This window comes from Arthrobacter sp. KUASC02, assembly GCF_059739395.1.
Genome location: NZ_AP046053.1, coordinates 1,765,253 through 1,782,467, shown reverse-complemented (window position 1 = coordinate 1,782,467; position 17,215 = coordinate 1,765,253). Strand labels below are relative to the sequence as shown.

Genomic DNA, 17,215 nt, shown 5'->3' with positions numbered 1-17,215 from the left:
TTCGTGGGCCCCGGAATCTGTTGCCCTGGCTCAGCACGAAAGGCGGGACGCCGTGGCGCCCCGCCTTTTCGGCTGGCCTGGACCGGATGGAGAACTGGACCTACTTGGAAATTACGCCAAGCCGGGTCTTGAAGGATGCGTCCAGGGTCTTTTCGACACCCTTGACATCCTTTCCGGCGACCATAAGCTGGGCGCCCTGCAGCAGCGGCAGCGTGGAAAGATCCTTGGCCACGGCCGTCTGGGCTTCGCCCAGCACCTTTTCGCGCTCTGCCTTGTCAACGGTGGTGAGCTGGGACTTGATCAGCTCGGTGACGGATGCATTTTCGTAGTGGTTCTTGAGGAAGTTACCCGGAACGAAGAACGGGGTCAGGTAGTTGTCCGCGTCCGAGTAGTCGGGGAACCAACCGAGCTGGTACACCGGGTAGGCGTCAGCAGTGCGGTCCTTGGAGTAGGTGACCCACTCGGTGGACTGCAGGTCAACCTTGAACAGTCCGGACTTTTCGAGCTGTTCCTTGATCATGGCGTATTCGTCGCCGGAGGACTTGCCGTAGTGGTCCGGGTTGTACTGCAGCTTGATGTTCACCGGTGCGGTGACTCCTGCATCGGCGAAGGCTTTCTTGGCCTTGTCCAGGCTGGGCTTGCCGTTCCCGTCGCCGTACATCTCCTTGAGGGGCTGGATCGCGCCAACGAATCCGTCGGGCACCACAGAGTACGCCGGCAGGTAGGTGCCCTTGTAGACCTGGGTTGCGATGGCGTCGCGGTCAACGACGTTAGCCATGGCCTGGCGGACGGCGAGTGCCTTGGCGGGGTCGGCGTCGGCAGCCTTGGCACCGAACGGCATGGTGTCGAAGTTGAACACGATGTAGCGCAGCTCACCGCCGGGGCCCTTGTGGACCTTCACCTTGGAGTCCTTCTCCAGGTCGGCGGCGTCGGTTGCCGTCAGGCTGCGGCCGGCGACGTCAATGTTCCCCTGCTGGACGTCCAGCTTGAGGTTGTTTGAGTCGGCGTAGTACTTGATGGTGGCGCCGTCATTTGCGGGCTTGCCGAGCAGGCCCTTGTAATCCGGGTTGACCTTCAGGCTGACGAGCTCGTTCTTCTTGTAGCTGTCGATCGTATAGGGGCCCGCGAACGGTTTGCCCTTGACGATTTCGTCGTCGGTCATCAGCTTGTCCGCCGGGAAGACCTCTTCGTCGACGATCGGGCCGGAGTTGGCTGCAAGAACGCCGGGGAAGACCTGGTCGTTGCCGGCCTTGAGGGTGAAGACCACCGTGGTGTCATCCTTGGCGGCGACAGACTCAAGGTTGCCCAGCAGCGAGGCGGGACCGTTCGGATCCGCGATCTTGACCACGCGGTCGATGGAGAACTTCACGTCCGAGGATGTGAGTGCGTGACCGTTGGCAAATTTGAGGTCCGACTTGAGCTTCACGGTGTATTCCGTAGGGCTGGTGAATTCCGCGGACTCCGCGATGTCAGGCGTAGCGTCGGCGGTGCCCGGCTTGGCGTTCAGGAGGAACGGGTAGATCTGGTTCATCACCATGAAGGAACCGGCATCATAGGACCCCGCAGGATCGAGGGTAACGACCTTGTCGGTGGTGCCGTAGGTAATGGTTCCGCCTCCGGCACCGCCGGTGGAAGTTCCGCCGCCGCCGGACGGACCTGTGCAGGCTGTCAGTGCAAACGCGGAAACACCCGCGAGCGCGATAGCGCTGTGCAGGGCCTTTTTGTTCATTGCCATCTGTGGACTTTCTGTTCGATGAGTACACGCGTGCCGCCACGCAACTGGATCAGTTGGACTCGGTGGGCGGGACGTTGTCCTGATCACACGATTCAATCAGACCCGAGAGCGGTGAATCGTTACAACCTGTGAGTTGAGACACAAAATTTACCTGATTGGGTCAAAACTATCGTTTTCTTCAGCGTTCCGGCCCTATCAGCCTCCGACAGAACGACGAGTGAGTGCCTTAGGGAATCGCCATTGAAGAGTCTCCTTCCCGGGAATAGAGTTGCCCTACCCGGCTGAAGGGAACAGACCATGGGCAAAGCCGCCCTCTGTGTGGGGATCAACGAATTTGAACACCTGCCGAAATCCAGCTGGCTGCAAGGTTGCGTCAATGACGCCCGCGACCTCGCGGCACTGCTGCAGACCGGATACGGTTTCGCCGAGTCGGACATCTCGCTGCTGCTGGATTCCCGGGCCACGAAAGACCGGGTGATGGCGCAGCTGGATGCGATGATGGACCGCTCCGCCGCGGGCGAACTCCAGCACATCGTCTTCACCTTCTCCAGCCACGGAACGCAGATTCCGGACACAAGCAACGACGAAGCGGACCGGCTGGATGAAGCTTTCGCCTGCTACGACATCAACAACACCGGCGACTCGTGGGATCCTGCCACTGTCATTTCGGATGACGAACTGTTCACCCTCTTTGCCCGCTTGCCGGACGGCGTGCTGATGGACGTGGTGCTGGATACCTGCCACAGCGGCACGGGCCTGAAATCTTTGGATCTGCTGCCCGGGCGCCGGCCCCGCTTCCTGCCGGCACCGACTCCCCGCGGCGTTGCTGCCACGGAGTTCAACGACACCAGGGCACTGCGTGACCTGGTGAAAGCCGGCCCGGGAGTCAAGCCCGTGCTTTTGGCCGCCTGCCGGGCTGACCAGACCGCTGCCGACGCCTTCCTGGACGGCCGCTACAACGGAGCCTTCACGTACAACTTCATCAAGGCGGTCACCGGCGACGGCGCCCTGGGCCGGGCGGACATCCTCAAACTGGTCAGCAAAGGCCTCAGGGCCGGCGGCTTCGACCAGGTGGCGCAGCTGGAAGGCTCGACGCCGGCACGGAAGGCCCCCTGGGGAAGCTGACCGCGGCTCACTCCTGGCGCTCTTCCTCCGGGTGGAAGGTGGCCACGGGCATTTTTGTCCCGGCTTCCCTTTTGATGGTTTCTAGCTTGGCCTGCTGCCATTCCGCGTCCATGACCGGCTTGAGCGCCGCGAAACACAGCCTGCCGCCCTCATCAAACCGCAACAGGCCTCCGCCACGGACGGTGTAGTAGTCGCTGTCCACGCGGAGACCGAGCTTGTTCCTGGCCTCGCTTTTTGACATCGTCACGGACTGGACGAAGGAGGCGCCGATTTCGGAAACAACGAAACCGTCCGGCCCCACCCGGGTACTGGGACGTACGCGGTTCACGACGATACTCGTGTCCTGGTCGATGCCGGCAGCCTCGATCAGCCGCGGGTTCTCCCACATGAAGCGGTTGACCTCCTCAGGATCGGCGGCCAGGGCAGACAACCGGACCGGGTAGCGCAGATCGCGAAGGTGCTTGAGTCCGTCCAGCAGTTCATCGGGCTCCGTGGAAAGGTCAATGTCCCAGAAGGCGTCGCGCACGGCCTGCCGGTACCCCATCATGTCCGTCGGCACCAGTACGGCATCTGCTGCGAGGATTCCCCGCAGCAGGTCCTCCCAGCCCGGGTCCACCGGCGGCATGTAGGCGAGCCCCCGCAGCACCATGCCCAGCATCTGATGTCCAAGATGCGCCCCGGCTTCGGCCACCTGGTAGCGGCTGGACCGGCCGCCCGGCCGGTCCAGCCGCTGCAGCCACAGCCGTACGACGGCGTCCAGCACCCCCTTCACGGCAATCTCGCCGCGCCGGTGGGGTTCGGGATCCAGCCGCCACTCGAAGGGCACGTCCACGTCGAGCGGCCGCCTGGCCGCGCCCCGCGAGAACAGCCCGTCGGCCAGCCCGAACAGCCCGGAGGCCAGGACTTCCTTCTCCATGTTCCGGGCGGGCACGGTTCCGGACTTCCCGTCCGGGCCCGGAACAGCCACTGACAGCTGTTGTTCCACCCGCTCAGGCGAGGAAAACACGCTCAGCATGGCCACCAGGTCGGCAATGCATTCGTGCAGCGCGTAGCCGTCCAGCAAGGCATCGCTGTCTGTCCACTGGCGCCGGTAACCGTCCAGGATCGCGTGCGTCACCTCATGGGCGACCAGGTCGTGATAGAGCGCCAACGGGACAGAATGCGTGGAACGGTCGTCGGTCCGGTGCCCGAAACGGATCAGGCCGCGTTCGCGGTCGTAGCCGGTGGAGGCGTAGGGGATCTTGTCATACACACTGATGAGCAGCCGGTGGCCCGAGGCCCAGCCCATCCGGCGCCCCAGGGTGACTTCAAATGCCTGTAGGGTTGCGGTCGCCACCGCATAGACATGCTGTGCGAGGAACCGGCTGTCGGTCAGCAGCTCTTCCAGCCCGGCGGGTGCGTCCTGGTCGTCGATGCACCATTCGTTGCGGTCCACGGACAGGGAAATGGGCCGGGGACCGTCAGCCCCGGGAGCCCGCACCCGCAGGGCCAGACGTGCGCCGGCCGGGCCGTTGACCACCCTCTCCACCGGTACCCGGATGCTGGTGGTGAGGGGCTTTCCTGACTTGCGGGTGAAGGGGCCCTCGGCAAGGGCGGTCAGCGCCACCATCTCGAGGCCATGCCCTATTCCAAGCGCTGCAGAGACCATTGCGGGCCTGCTTTCCTCAACTGAGCAGCCGCACCGGATGAGGTGGCGGCCTGCTTCAAGCCTGGTTCCCCAGGCCTCAATTATTGCGGTCGCAGGCGTAATTGACTACGGCCAGCCGCGGCGGGACCCCTAGTGGAGTTCCGCGCGCTGCAGCGAGCGCGCGGCGTCAATGGTGGCCTGTCCCAGGACCCGGCTTCCCTGGTAGAGCACCACGGTCTGTCCGGGGGCCACTCCGCGCAGCGGGGTGGCAAGGGTGACCACAAGATTCGTCCGCTCGGCGCCGTCGTCGTCCGTCAGCAGTTCCGTATGCGCCGTTGCGGGAACAGGATCGCCGTGTGCCCTGACCTGGGCGTGGCAGTCGAACTCTTCGCCGGTGGCGATTTCCGCAATCGGCAGGCCGGCCCACGATACTTTGATGCCGCGGATCTCGTCGATGGCCAGGAGCGCTTCGGGGCCCACCACTACCTTGTTTTCCTTGGGCCGGATCTCCAGGACGAAGCGGGGCTTGCCGTCGGCGGCCGGGGTGCCGAGCTTGAGGCCACGGCGCTGGCCCACGGTGAACGCGTTGGCGCCGGGGTGTTCTCCCACCTTGGACCCGGTTTCATCCACGATGTCGCCCGTGGTCATGTCGATCTTTTCGGCAAGCCACCCGGCGGTGTCGCCGTCCGGAATGAAGCAGATGTCGTGACTGTCCGGCTTGTTGGCCACCGACAGCCCGCGGCGCTCGGCCTCGGCGCGCACTTCGGCCTTCGAGGGGGTGTCCGCCAGCGGGAACATGGAGTGCTTGAGCTGTTCGTGGGTGAGGACGCCGAGCACGTAGCTCTGGTCCTTGGCCCAGTCGGCGGCGCGGTGGAGTTCCGGGTTTCCGTCGGCGTCGGTGATCACCTTGGCATAGTGGCCGGTGCAGACGGCGTCGAAGCCCAGTGCGATGGCCTTTTCCAGCAGCGCCGCAAACTTGATGCGTTCATTGCAGCGCATGCAGGGGTTCGGGGTGCGTCCGGCAGCATATTCGTCGATGAAGTCCTGGACCACGTCTTCCTTGAACCGCTCGGAAAAGTCCCAGACGTAGTAGGGAATGCCCAGCACGTCGCAGGCACGCCAGGCGTCGCGGGAGTCTTCGATCGTGCAGCACCCGCGGCTTCCGGTACGGAGCGTTCCGGGCATCCTGGACAGCGCCAGGTGGACACCGACGACGTCGTGTCCCGCCTCGACGGCGCGGGCGGCGGCAACGGCGGAATCGACTCCGCCGCTCATGGCTGCAAGAACTCGCATGCTGGCTTTCTCTAGGGGAGGGTGTGGTGGTGCGGTGCAGCCCGTACCGGGCCGGCGTACTGGACGCGGCCGGATACACTGCATGCCCCACCATTCTACTGCCTCACCCAAGGGGGACCCGAAATCGCCTGCGCGGGCCCTTGACGGACTGAGCCGCGGCTTCTATTGTCAGGATTAGTATTTTTAGAAGCGGCCGGCCGACAAGACCGGCCTTCGCAGGAATCGAGCGGCACCATGTCTGTCGAACGGTCTGTCGAACGCATCGTCGGGCACCCCATCGAAAGCATCGTCGTGGCCGGCGCAGGCCTGGCCGGGGCCACCGCCGCCCGCACCCTGCGCAGCGAGGGGTTCGCCGGCAGGATCAGCCTCATTGGTACCGAACGCCACCACCCGTACCTTCGTCCCCCGCTGTCCAAGGAGTACCTGCTGGGCAAAGCCGGCGAGGACGCAGTCCACGTCGCTCCCGAGACCTGGTACACAGAGAACGACGTCGACCTCCGCCTGGGCGTGACCGTCGCCGCCGTCGACCCGGGCACGCACACAGTACAACTCAGCAACGGCGAGTCCCTCGACTACGATGCACTCCTGCTGGCTACGGGCGCACTCCCCCGGCGCATTCCCCTGCCGGGGAGCGGGCTCGACGGCGTCACCATGTTCCGGACCCTGGACGACAGCCGCCGCCTCCGGGAACAGTTATCGCCGGGCGGACAGAACGTGGTGATGGTGGGCTCGGGCTGGATCGGGATGGAACTGGCGGCTGCTGCCGTCGGCTATGGCAACCACGTGACGCTGCTCGGACTCGAGGACATCCCGCTGGCCGCCGCCATCGGACCTGAACTGGGCGCGTTCTTCCGCTCCGTTCACGAAGCACACGGTGTCCGGTTCCGCCTGCGCGCGACCGCCTCCGAACTCCGGGGCGACGCCGGCCGCGTCACCGCTGTGGTCACCGGCTCGGGCGAGGTGCTGCCCGCCGACATCGTGGTGATTGCCGTGGGTGTGGCCCCGGACACCCGGCTCGCGGAGCAGGCCGGACTGGTCCTCAGCAACGGGATACTGACAGACGCCTCCCTGCGGACAAGCGCCCCGGACATCTTCGCCGCGGGGGACGTGGCCAACGCCCTGCACCCGTTCACGGGGCAGCACCACCGCAGCGAGCATTGGCACAACGCACTCAATGGCGGAAAAATCGCGGCCAAATCGATGCTCGGCCAGGATGCGGCACTGGACACCATTCCGTACTTTTACACCGACCAGTACGGGCTCAGCATGGAGTATTCGGGCTTCCCCACGCTGGCCGCGGCCGCCGAACCGGTGATCCGCGGGTCCCTGGAGAGCAGGGAATTCATCGCGTTCTGGCAGCATGAGGGCCGCGTGGTGGCAGGAATGAACGTCAACGTTCCCCGCACGCAGAAAGCCATCAAGGCACTGATCTCCAGCCGGGCGGCCATCGGGCCGGGCCGCCTGGCCGATCCCGGCGTGCCCCTGGATCAGCTCCTGGCAGACGACTGACGGGCCACCGTGGCAGCGGTCTGGATGGTCGATTCGTGCCCGGCCATACCCGCCTGGCGGGCCCGCTCGTAGGCGCCCGGCAGTGCTGCCAGGAGGGCGTCGACGTCGGACTCCGTGGACGCGTGCCCCAGGGAAAAACGCTGTGCTCCACGCGCGGTGTCCTCATCGAGACCCATGGCCAGCAGGACGTGCGAGGGCCGTGGCACGCCGGCGGTGCAGGCCGAACCCGTGGACGATTCCACGCCGGCAAGGTCCAGCAGGAAGAGCAGGGAGTCACCCTCGCAGCCCGGAAAGGTGAAGTGCGCGTTGCCGGGCAGGCGTCCATCGCCCGGCGCTCCACGGAGGACGGCATCGGGGACGGCAGCCCGCACGCCGGCGATCAGGTTGTCCCGCAGCGCGGCGATCCGGGCCGCTTCGCCGGGGAGGTCTTTGGTCACGGCTTCGGCAGCCGCGGCGAAGGCGGCGATCGACGCCGTGTCCAGGGTCCCGGACCGCACGTCGCGTTCCTGCCCTCCGCCGTGCATCACCGGCGTCAGCTTGACGGCACGGCCCAGCAGCAGGGCACCGACCCCCACCGGGCCGCCGATCTTGTGGCCGGAGATGGACATGGCATCCAGCCCGCTGGCCCGGAAGTCCACCGGCAATGACCCAAAGGCCTGGACTGCGTCCGAATGAACCGGAACGCCAACAGCATGGGCCGCCGCAACCACCTCACGCACCGGCTGGATGGTGCCGACCTCGTTGTTTGCCCACATCACCGAGACGAGGGCGATGGTCTCCGGGTTCCGCGAGAGCGCCGACCCCAGCGCCGCCAGGTCCACCACGCCGTCGGAATCCACCGGCAGCCACGTGACCTCGGCGCCCTCGTGCCGCTCCAGCCACTCCACTGTGTCCAGGACGGCATGATGTTCGACGGCGGAGCACAGGATCCGCGTGCGCTCCGGTTTCTCGGCGCGGCGGGCCCAGTACAGGCCCTTGACAGCCAGGTTGTCAGCCTCCGTGCCGCCGGAGGTGAAGATGACTTCCGACGGGTGGGCCCCGGCAGCTGCGGCTATTGCCTCCCGGGCGTCTTCCACCGAACGGCGGGCCCGGCGGCCGGAACCGTGCAGTGACGACGGGTTGCCGGTCCTGGCCAGTTCGCGGGTGAGCGCCGCCAGGGCCTCGGCGGCGATGGGCGTGGTGGCGGCATGATCGAGGTAGACGGACACAAGCCAATTCTAGCCGCGGCAACCCGGCCCGCCCCGGCACCGGTGTAGATTCGAGCGGTGAAAGCCTCGATTTACCTGGTGCTGGCCACCCTCTTCTGGTCCGGCAACCTTGCGGTGGGGCAGGCAGCCGTGGACACCATGACGCCCCTGGAACTCACGTTCTGGAGATGGGCGCTGGCCGCCCTTCCGCTTGTGGCGCTGGCCCACTTTGTGGAACGCCCCGACTGGCGTGCAGTCCTTGGCCGCTGGCGGGTACTGCTGCTCCTGAGCGTTCTCGGGATGGGCTGCTACACCCTGCTGCTCTACACCGCCCTCCAGCACACGTCCGCTCTCAACGCTTCGCTGATCACGGCTGCCAATCCGGCGCTCATCGTGGTGATGGCCATTTTCATGCTCGGTGAAAAGCCCGGCCTCTTCGGCTGGCTGGGCATCGCCCTGGGTCTCACCGGGGTGCTCCTGGTCCTGACCCGGGGCGAACTGCTCCGCGTGTTCAGCATTACCTTCAATTTCGGTGAACTGCTGATGATCGGGGCGATCGTCGTGTGGGGCTTCTACACCATTATTTCCCGCCGGCTGGGCCTGCCGGCCATCGCGGCCACAGCCGTCCAGGTGGTGATGGCCACAGTCCTGCTGGGTCCGGTGGCACTCGCCGCGGGCGCAGGTTTCCCCGCTACCGCAGCCGAAGGTTGGTCGATCGCATACATCGCCGCGTTCCCGTCGCTGGGGGCGTACCTGTGCTGGAACCTCGCACTCAAAACAACAGCACCCGCCACCGCCGGCAATTACCTGAACCTGATTGTTGTGTTCACGGCGGCCATCACGGTGATGATGGGCATTCCGGTCAGCCTGCCCCAGATCTTCGGGGGCATGCTTGTCATTGCCGGTGTGCTGCTGGCAGGCCGGCCTCGGAAACCCGCGGAAATCAGGGCGGCGTAACCCTGGCGCAGCACTGGCCGGCCGCGTTGTTCCCCACGATGCGGTCCTCGGCAACTCCGCAGCCGGCGGCCGCGCCGGTGAGGAATGCGCCGTTCATGGCGCAGACCACGTCGGCGTGGCCGTCCGCGAGCCGGTGGAACGGACAGTTGCGCAGCGCGAAGCCGCCCGCACCGTCCGGATCCGGCAGGTAGCCCTCCGCCGAGAGGAAGTCCTCGAGGCTGTGGCTCCCCTCCGCCATCTCCAGGCCCTTCGCGTAGGACGTGGCCAGCAGCGCGTCGCGGACAGGCTCGCCGGCGGCACTGGACCGTTCAATCGCCGCCGCCATGAGTTCACCGGCCAGGTCATAGTTGCGGTCCGGTACGGAAGCGCCCAGCTCCGGCTGGGCGGGCCGGTACAGCTTCGCCGGCCGGCCCGAGCCCGGGCCGGCCTTCCCGCCGAGCTTTCGGAACTCGACGGTGAGCACACCGTCCTGCACCAGCCTGTCCAGCTGGAACGATGCTGTACTTCGCGGGATCTCCAGGGCGGCGGCCGCTTCGTCACGTCCCACCGGGCCGGCGGAGGACGATACGAATCCGAAGAGTTTCCTGCGGTTCTCATCACCAAGTGATGCCACGGCCGCGATCCGGCGGGCCCAGGGAAGTCTGCGCATGGAACACCCTAACTCTAAAAACAAGATTCATTGCTTAATTCAGAATCTCTTTCTAAAATTATGTTACCTACTTTTAGAAGGAGCAAGCCATGAAATCATCCTCGGTGCTGACCACGCCCGGCCGCAGCCTGGCCGCCGAACCGGGCCGGCAGGCCTTCCTGCTGCTTCGCACGGTCTTCACGGTCGCCCCGATTATTTTCGGCCTCGACAAGTTCACCAACCTGCTCGCCGACTGGACCGTGTATCTGGCCCCCGTGGCCACATCAGTGGTTCCGCTGCCGGCCCAGACCATCATGTACATCGTTGGTGTGGTGGAGATTGTTGCCGGTATCGCGGTGGCGCTCCGGCCACGCTTCGGATCCATGCTGGTGGCCGTGTGGCTGCTGGGCATCATCATCAATCTGCTGCTCCTGGGCAGCTTCTTCGACGTCGCCCTCCGCGACTTCGGCCTGCTCGTGGCCGCCCTGGCCCTCAACCGGCTATCGCCCCGGGGTTCCCGCAAGGCCTAGCGGGAACGGCTCAGTCCGTTGGCGGAACGACCACCAGGCGTTCCGCCACGTCCGCCCGGGCCGCTGCGAGCGCAGCGGAGTCCGGGCACACGAGTGAAATGTAAACGGACGAGGCGGCTTTGCTGAACAGCCTGGCCAGCACCGCTGCCGACTTTCCGCCTGGCGCCGATACGCCGTCGTAAGCCAGCACCTCAACCGCTGGCCCGGGTTTGCCCGGTTCACCGCCCCAGCGCAGGGTGTCGGTCTTCAGGTAACCGGGAACCAGGGTGGGATCCAGGTACCGAAACAGTTCAACGGTGGAGGCCTTGTCGTCGCCGGTAACAGCCAGTGCGCCCTGATTCACGCGGACCCGGGCCGACACAACGCATCCGTCGGCTTTGACGTAGCGGTTCTCCCCTGCCACGTTCTCCCTGACCGGTTTCCAGCCCGGCGCCTCACGGAGCCCGTCCGAAAGGCCGACGCTGACACCTGGGGCCAGTGAGTCACCGGCAGTAAACGGAAGGTCCTTCGCGGCCACCGCCGCCGCATCGTGGCCCGGCGTAATGGTGGGCGTTGCCGGCGCGGGCGTGGTCTTGGCAACGCTCGGGGCCTCTGGATCCGGGACGCCCACACTGCAGCCGCCCGCGCCGGCCAGTAGCACTGCCAAAGTCAGCGGCCGCGCAAGCCGCCGGATCACGCCGGTCAGCGTGGACGAGCGGTCCGCCGCGTGCCCCCTGCCCATCGTTTGCACACGGCCCCCATATCCGCTCTGCCGGCGGCGCTGTTCCGGCCGGTCCTCCGCAAGAGTTTAGACGCTCCGGCCGGTACACCGTTACGGCACGGCAAGTACCCGGACGGCCCCGGGCACCACCTCGATGGTCAGTGGCAACGGGCCAAGCCGCTCGCCGTCGGCGTACGCAACAACGTTCGCGGCGGACAGCTCAACCCGGCGCACTTGCCTGATGTGCACTGCCCGGTGGCCGGTATGGCGGCCGGAAAAGACTTTCGGGAAGACTGCCAGGAAGCGCACCCGGGACAGCGGCTTCACGATGAACAGATCGAGGAACCCGTCGTCGAGCACGGCGTCGGGGGTCACCTTCATGCCGCCCCCGATGGACTGGCCGTTCGCCACCGAAATGAGCATGGCCCCCTGCCGCCAGGTTTCACCGTCGGCTGTCACTGTGTAGTCCACGGCTTTGAATGTGGCGAGTTCACGGAGCATTGCCAGGTTGTACCTGCTCCTGCCGCGGGGCCAACGCCAGGCATTGGCGCGTTCGTTCACGGCGGCGTCGAAGCCGGCGGAAACCACTCCGGCAAACCAGCTGGTTGCACCATTCCCCGTGACGCGCCCAGCGTCAATCAGGCGCCCGCCATCGTGCAGTGCCGCCAGGATCCGTTCACAGGCGGCCGTTGCGCGTTCAAGGGGAGGCCCAGGGCGCGGGCCATGTCGTTGCCCGTGCCGCTGGGAACGATACCCAGCGGCACCGTTCCGTAGGGCACGCCGAGTCCCGCGAGGGCGTTAATTCCCAGATGGACCATGCCGTCGCCGCCTACCACAACCAGCGCGTCACAGCCCGAGTCCAGCGCCTCACCCACCGCAGCGGCGAGCCGGTCATAGCTGGCCTTCCTCAGCACGATGACACGTGCCCCGGCGGCGCGAAAGAAAGCCACCACGGCGTCGCCCGTGTGCCGGGCACCGCCGAACGAAGCGCGCGGGTTAATGGCAACGGCGATGATCATGCGCTGAATTATGCCAGCGGCCGGGAACCAGAGCCTCGGGCGCGGACGTTGAGCCTGTACACGGTTAAACTGGGCGGACCGGACTGCCTGAGTGGACTGGAACCGACAAGATAAGGATCAGTGCTTGACCCAGGGCAGCAGCTCCCATTACCAGGTCCTTCGCCTTCCCGTGACGGCGACGGACAAAGAGATCAAGGTGGCTTACCGCAAGGCCGCCAGGCGGGCGCATCCCGACCACGGCGGCGATGCCGCCGTTTTCCGGCAGGTGACGCTTGCCTACGAGACGCTGATTGATCCGAAGCGGCGCGCCGCCTACGACCGCTCGTACGCACATGGAACGGGCGCGACGACGACGGACGGCGCCCATTTCGACGCCCCCGCAGCCGGGAGCCGGGCCTCCGCAACCGTGCACCGGCCCAACACGCCGCGCAACACGGCAGGCGACCCTCCGGTGTACGTCCCGCCGTTCGAGGACCCGGAGTCAGGCAGCGTTCCGCTGATCCCGGCGGAGCTTGCCGCCCGGCAGGTCCATGGCATGCCGCGGAAACGTGGCATCTTCGGCGCGGAAGCCCGCATCCAGCGCGAAATGCGGACCGTTCAGCTGATCAGCAGGCAGATCCTCCCGGCGATTCCCGCTGCGCGGCTGATCAACGGGCTGCAGTCACCGGCGGACAACAGCCACATCGACCATGCCGTGCTCTCCGGCTACCGGCTCGCGCTGATCGGATCCATGCTGTTGCCCAAGGGTGCGTATGCCTGGAACGGAAGCACGCTGACGCACGGCGGCCGGGCCATCGCTCCGCCTCAACTGGCGCACATCGTCCGGCGCATGCAGGACATCTTCCCGGAGCTCAACGTGACGGGATGGACCGTCATCCACAGTCCCGACGGCAACCTCCATGAACCTGTGATCGACCACCACCGGCGGTCACCCCGCGGGCATGAAGCGGTACAGGTGGTCAACGGGGCCGGACTGGTCCGGGGACTCAAGGAGTTCCTGAGCTCCGGGCCCGCCCCGAACACCGTCAACGTCCCCGCCCTCGCCAGGCTGCTCCGCGGAATGCACTGACGGCCGGCCCGCAGGCAGCGGGCTGCCCGGGCGGTCGCTAGGATGGGACGGTGTTTCGCATCCTCTTCCACTCCCCCGAAATTCCCGGCAACACCGGCAATGCCATCCGGTTGGCCGCTATCACCGGCGCCGAGCTGCATTTGGTGGAGCCCCTGGGCTTCGATTTTTCCGACGCCAAGCTCCGCCGGGCAGGCCTGGATTACCACGACCTCGCCGTCGTGACGGTGCATAAGAGCCTCGACGCGGCGTGGGAGGCTTTGCAGCCCGAGCGCGTCTACGCGTTCACGTCCGACGGCGAAACCTCCTACACGGACATCAGCTACCTGCCCGGTGACGTGCTCCTCTTCGGTCAGGAATCCGTGGGGCTGCCGGAGGATGTCAAGCATGACCCGCATGTGACGTCCCGGGTGCGGCTGCCGATGCTTCCCTCCCTGCGGTCCCTGAACCTCGCCAACGCGGCGTCGATTGCGGTATTTGAAGCCTGGCGCCAGAACGGCTTCGCCGGCGCCAAGCTCTAGCCCGGCGCCCCGGGCACTGCCGCTGCGTTTGCCCGGCAGGCCTGCAACTAGTGGAGTTCCCCGGCCCATCCATCCACCACTGCACTCCGAATAACCTGTGAAGGCCAACCCGGGCCCCCAACAGGATCGAGGAGCGGCAGGTGACTACAGTGCAGGTCCGCAGGTCCCCGGCCCGGAACAGTCGCACCGCCCACAGCGACGTTCCGAGCGCTCCCGGTGCCAAGCGTTCGCCCGAAACCGACTTATGCTTGGGGGTAATGGAAACTCCCAACGCCCCAAACCCCGAAGCCACTGCTTCCCCGGGCACTCCCGCCGAAGTGAACCGGCGGCTCGGTGATCTGCTGGCACTGATCGCCAACGGTGACCAGGGGGCGTTCGCGGAATTCTATGAACTGACTTCCCGGCGCGTCTTCGGCATGGCACGCCGCGTCCTGATTGATCCCGAGCTCAGCGAGGACACCACGCAGGAAGTCTTCCTGCAGGTCTGGCAGAACGCGGCGAAATTCAACCCGGAGGCGGGCAGTCCGTTGGCATGGCTGATGACGATCTCGCACCGGCGCGCCGTGGACAAGGTCCGCTCCTCCCAGTCGTCCACTGACAGGGAAGCCAAATATGGCGCGAGCAGCCAGGACATCGACCACGACTCCGTGTCCGATGAGGTCGGCAGCAGGCTGGAAGCCGAAGCCGTTGTCAGATGTCTGGATACCCTCACCGAGACACAGCAGCAATCCGTCCGGCTGGCCTACTACGGCGGGCTAACGTATCGCGAAGTCGCGGAGAAACTCAATGCCGCCGTACCCACCATCAAGTCCCGCATCCGCGATGGACTGATCCGCTTGAAGACCTGTCTGGGGGTGAGTTGAGATGACCGACATGAACCAGCCGAACAGCAGCCGTCCGTCCGGGATGTTTGCCCACGACATCGCCACGGACCTGGCTTCCGGCCGTGCCGTGGAGCTCGCCGAAGTGTATGCGCTGGACGCTGTGACCCCCGCCGAGCGCGCTGCCATCGAGGAATATATCTCCGCCGCGCCGAGGCCGGAACGGGAGGCCTTCGACGAGCGCGTCCGGCAATCGCGCGAAACGCTGGCCTTCACCTTCACTGCGGAGGAGGAACCGCCCGCAGGACTGTTCGACCGCATTGTGGCCCAGCTTCCGGCCCAACCCGGCGCCGTTCCGGTTTCCACCCCTGTAATCCACGGGCATGCGCAGGAACCCGGCCAGGCGCCGGGCACTGACGAGCTCGGCGCAGCCCGCCAGCGCCGTGAAGAACGACGCCGCGCGCCGGGGCTCCGTAACTGGTTCATCGGGGTGGCCGCTGCCGCGGTCATCGCGTTGGGCGGCGTCGGCGTGGGCGCCTATGTGGCCAACCAGAACGATCCGCTGAACCAGGTGCTCCAGGCCCAGGATGTCCGGCAGGCCACCGTGGACGTCAGTGGCGGAGGAACGGCCACGGTCTCCATCTCGTCGTCCCGGGACGCAGTGGTGGTGAAGATGAACGGCGTGCCTGCTCCTCCGGCCGGCAAGGTCTACCAGATGTGGCTGATCCCCAAGGACGGCTCTGCTCCGGTTTCCCAGGGGCTCATGGACGCAGAAGCACTGTCCAAGCCCGCCGTGGTGAAGGGCATTCATTCGGCGGCCGCGCTGGGCATCACCGTTGAACCGGTGGGCGGCTCCGCTTCGCCCACGCTGCCGACAGTCGCCGCGGCCCCTCTCGGCGCTTAGCCGGCCACCGCCGTCGTCCTCACCGGCCTGCTGGTGCCCGCCTTCCAGCGTGCACCGGCAGGCCGCGGCACTTTAACGACAAAGCCCTTAATGGCAAGAACCGCGCAGGCCCTGCTCCCTTTCATGTCGAGGGGAGCAGGGCCTGCGCGGCGGCGCGGCTCACCTGAGCCGGGGGCCGATCAATCGCGCCGCTAAATTATCAGCGACAGCAGCATCACGAAGCCGAAGCCCACCACGGAGATCAGCGTTTCCATCACGGACCACGTCTTGAACGTCTGCCCGACGGTCAGTCCGAAGAGCTCCTTGACCAGCCAGAAGCCGGCGTCGTTGACGTGGGAGAGGAAAAGCGATCCCGCGCCGATGGCCAGTGCCAGCAATGCGGCATGGGTCGGGGTCAGTGAGCTGGCCAGCGGAGCCACGATGCCTGCTGCCGTCACCGTCGCTACCGTGGCGGAGCCGGTGGCCAGCCGCAGCGCGACGGCCACGATGAAGCCCAGCACCAGGACCGACATGTTGGTTCCTTCGGCCCACTTCTTCACGGCGTCACCGACGCCGGCCCCGATCAGGGTCTGCTTGAAGCCGCCGCCGGCACCCACGATCAGCAGAATGGCCGCGATGGGGCCCAGGCTGGCGCCGACCTTGGACGTGATGCGGCTGCCGGTGAATCCCACGGCGTAACCGAAGGTGATGATCGCCAGCAGCACGGCCAGGGTCATGGCAACCAGGGGCTGGCCAACGAAGTCAAAGAAGATCCGGACCGGCGGTGCGGTTTTGGGATCCGGCCAGATGATGTCCACCACGGCTTTGAGCAGCATCAGCACCACCGGGAAGATGATGGTCAGCAGGGTGACAAGGAACGTGGGCTGGCGCTTGACGCCTTCCATGTCCGCGCCATGCTGGGTATCGATGCCTCCGGCCACGGCGGGCGCACCCACCGGAACCCATTTTGCGGCGAGGCGCGAGAACAGCGGTCCGCAGATGATGACCGTGGGGATGGCAACGAGGATGCCCAGGGCCAGGGTGGTGCCGAGCTCTGCCTTGACCGCGCTGATCGCAATCAGGGGTCCGGGGTGCGGCGGCACCAGTCCGTGCAGCACCGAGAGCCCGGCCAGCGCGGGAATGGCGATGCGCATCAGTGGCATCCTGGAACGCTGCGTGACCAGGACGATCACCGGGAGCAGCAGCACAAGTCCGATTTCGAAGAACATCGGCAGGCCGATGATGACTGCCACCAGGGTGACGGACCAGACAACCTTGTTGCCGCTTGCCTTGTCCAGCAGGGTGTCCACCACCCGGTTGGCACCGCCGGAATCGGCCAGGAGCTTGCCCAGCATCGCGCCAAGGGCGATCAGCAGGCCGACCTCCTTCAGGACGCCGCCCACGCCGTCTTCGAAGTTGGAGATGACCTTGGCAAGTTCAACGCCTGAGGCCAGGCCCACGAATGCGGAACCGAGGACGAGCGCCAGGAAGGGGTGCAGCTTGAGTTTGGCGATCAGCACCACAATGAGCGCGATGCCGATTGCAGCGACCACCAGAAGCTGCGTGTCGTGGCCGGTCCAGCCCTCGACGGCAGCAGGCAGCTGCATTGCTATT

At 66.2% G+C, this 17,215-nt stretch carries 17 protein-coding genes; 8 read left to right on the top strand and 9 right to left on the bottom strand.

Annotated elements, in window-relative coordinates; all coding sequences use genetic code 11:
• Window positions 1-100 precede the first annotated feature (100 nt).
• Complete coding sequence (locus tag AC6JAC_RS08160; protein WP_347895413.1) at window positions 101-1,735, bottom strand: ABC transporter substrate-binding protein; 1,635 nt, start codon at window positions 1,733-1,735, stop codon at window positions 101-103.
• Window positions 1,736-2,032: 297 nt separating this feature from the next.
• Here AC6JAC_RS08160 and AC6JAC_RS08155 point away from each other — a divergent pair, with 297 nt between their 5' ends.
• Window positions 2,033-2,860 (top strand): caspase family protein, encoded by an 828-nt coding sequence (locus AC6JAC_RS08155; protein WP_497964234.1) that lies wholly within the window; start codon window positions 2,033-2,035, stop codon window positions 2,858-2,860.
• A gap of 7 nt (window positions 2,861-2,867) precedes the next feature.
• On the opposite strand, the gene AC6JAC_RS08150 is transcribed toward AC6JAC_RS08155, so the two are convergent.
• Window positions 2,868-4,508, bottom strand: coding sequence for a gluzincin family metallopeptidase (locus AC6JAC_RS08150; protein WP_156037078.1), 1,641 nt, complete (start codon window positions 4,506-4,508; stop codon window positions 2,868-2,870).
• 129 nt (window positions 4,509-4,637) lie between these two features.
• Complete coding sequence (mnmA, locus tag AC6JAC_RS08145) at window positions 4,638-5,780, bottom strand: tRNA 2-thiouridine(34) synthase MnmA (RefSeq protein ID WP_347895409.1); 1,143 nt, start codon at window positions 5,778-5,780, stop codon at window positions 4,638-4,640.
• Window positions 5,781-6,014: 234 nt separating this feature from the next.
• Between mnmA and AC6JAC_RS08140 the strand changes: the two genes are divergently transcribed.
• On the top strand, window positions 6,015-7,289 hold the full coding sequence (locus tag AC6JAC_RS08140) for an NAD(P)/FAD-dependent oxidoreductase (protein WP_043437960.1): 1,275 nt from the start codon (window positions 6,015-6,017) through the stop codon (window positions 7,287-7,289).
• On the opposite strand, the gene AC6JAC_RS08135 is transcribed toward AC6JAC_RS08140, so the two are convergent.
• Window positions 7,268-8,497 carry a cysteine desulfurase family protein gene (locus tag AC6JAC_RS08135; protein ID WP_028270206.1) on the bottom strand — a complete coding sequence of 410 codons (1,230 nt, stop codon included), beginning with the start codon at window positions 8,495-8,497 and terminating at the stop codon, window positions 7,268-7,270. The two genes, AC6JAC_RS08140 and AC6JAC_RS08135, sit on opposite strands and share 22 nt — an antisense overlap.
• 57 nt (window positions 8,498-8,554) lie before the next feature.
• On the opposite strand from AC6JAC_RS08135, the gene AC6JAC_RS08130 reads away from it, so the two are divergent.
• Window positions 8,555-9,433, top strand: coding sequence for a DMT family transporter (locus AC6JAC_RS08130; protein ID WP_043437962.1), 879 nt, complete (start codon window positions 8,555-8,557; stop codon window positions 9,431-9,433).
• Here AC6JAC_RS08130 and AC6JAC_RS08125 read toward each other — a convergent pair.
• Window positions 9,420-10,082, bottom strand: coding sequence for a helix-turn-helix transcriptional regulator (locus AC6JAC_RS08125; protein ID WP_497964231.1), 663 nt, complete (start codon window positions 10,080-10,082; stop codon window positions 9,420-9,422). The genes AC6JAC_RS08130 and AC6JAC_RS08125 overlap by 14 nt on opposite strands.
• An 89-nt stretch (window positions 10,083-10,171) precedes the next feature.
• On the opposite strand from AC6JAC_RS08125, the gene AC6JAC_RS08120 reads away from it, so the two are divergent.
• The gene (locus tag AC6JAC_RS08120; RefSeq protein WP_028270209.1) at window positions 10,172-10,591 is read left to right on the top strand and encodes a DoxX family membrane protein; all 420 of its coding nucleotides are present in this window, start codon (window positions 10,172-10,174) and stop codon (window positions 10,589-10,591) included.
• A gap of 10 nt (window positions 10,592-10,601) precedes the next feature.
• Here the strand turns inward: AC6JAC_RS08120 and AC6JAC_RS08115 are convergent, their stop codons facing one another.
• The 3 genes from AC6JAC_RS08115 to AC6JAC_RS08105 form a co-directional block, all read right to left on the bottom strand.
• Window positions 10,602-11,312, bottom strand: a complete 711-nt coding sequence (locus AC6JAC_RS08115) for a hypothetical protein (protein WP_497964229.1) — start codon at window positions 11,310-11,312, stop codon at window positions 10,602-10,604.
• A gap of 90 nt (window positions 11,313-11,402) precedes the next feature.
• Window positions 11,403-11,879: a hypothetical protein gene (locus AC6JAC_RS08110; RefSeq protein WP_231511112.1), complete on the bottom strand. Its 477-nt coding sequence runs from the start codon at window positions 11,877-11,879 to the stop codon at window positions 11,403-11,405.
• Between the two features lie 50 nt (window positions 11,880-11,929).
• Window positions 11,930-12,310, bottom strand: coding sequence for a diacylglycerol/lipid kinase family protein (locus tag AC6JAC_RS08105; RefSeq protein WP_231511113.1), 381 nt, complete (start codon window positions 12,308-12,310; stop codon window positions 11,930-11,932).
• A gap of 124 nt (window positions 12,311-12,434) precedes the next feature.
• Here AC6JAC_RS08105 and AC6JAC_RS08100 point away from each other — a divergent pair, with 124 nt between their 5' ends.
• The 4 genes from AC6JAC_RS08100 to AC6JAC_RS08085 all read left to right on the top strand — a co-directional run bounded on the left by AC6JAC_RS08100 (window position 12,435) and on the right by AC6JAC_RS08085 (window position 15,622).
• Window positions 12,435-13,379 (top strand): J domain-containing protein, encoded by a 945-nt coding sequence (locus AC6JAC_RS08100; RefSeq protein ID WP_028270211.1) that lies wholly within the window; start codon window positions 12,435-12,437, stop codon window positions 13,377-13,379.
• A gap of 50 nt (window positions 13,380-13,429) precedes the next feature.
• Window positions 13,430-13,897 carry a tRNA (cytidine(34)-2'-O)-methyltransferase gene (locus AC6JAC_RS08095; protein WP_028270212.1) on the top strand — a complete coding sequence of 156 codons (468 nt, stop codon included), beginning with the start codon at window positions 13,430-13,432 and terminating at the stop codon, window positions 13,895-13,897.
• Between the two features lie 257 nt (window positions 13,898-14,154).
• Window positions 14,155-14,760 carry a sigma-70 family RNA polymerase sigma factor gene (locus tag AC6JAC_RS08090; protein WP_028270213.1) on the top strand — a complete coding sequence of 202 codons (606 nt, stop codon included), beginning with the start codon at window positions 14,155-14,157 and terminating at the stop codon, window positions 14,758-14,760.
• Window position 14,761: 1 nt separating this feature from the next.
• Entirely contained in the window at window positions 14,762-15,622 is an 861-nt protein-coding gene (locus AC6JAC_RS08085) for an anti-sigma factor (RefSeq protein WP_028270214.1), read from the top strand.
• 191 nt (window positions 15,623-15,813) lie between these two features.
• Here the strand turns inward: AC6JAC_RS08085 and AC6JAC_RS08080 are convergent, their stop codons facing one another.
• Complete coding sequence (locus AC6JAC_RS08080) at window positions 15,814-17,208, bottom strand: GntT/GntP/DsdX family permease (RefSeq protein WP_347895476.1); 1,395 nt, start codon at window positions 17,206-17,208, stop codon at window positions 15,814-15,816.
• Window positions 17,209-17,215 lie beyond the last annotated feature (7 nt).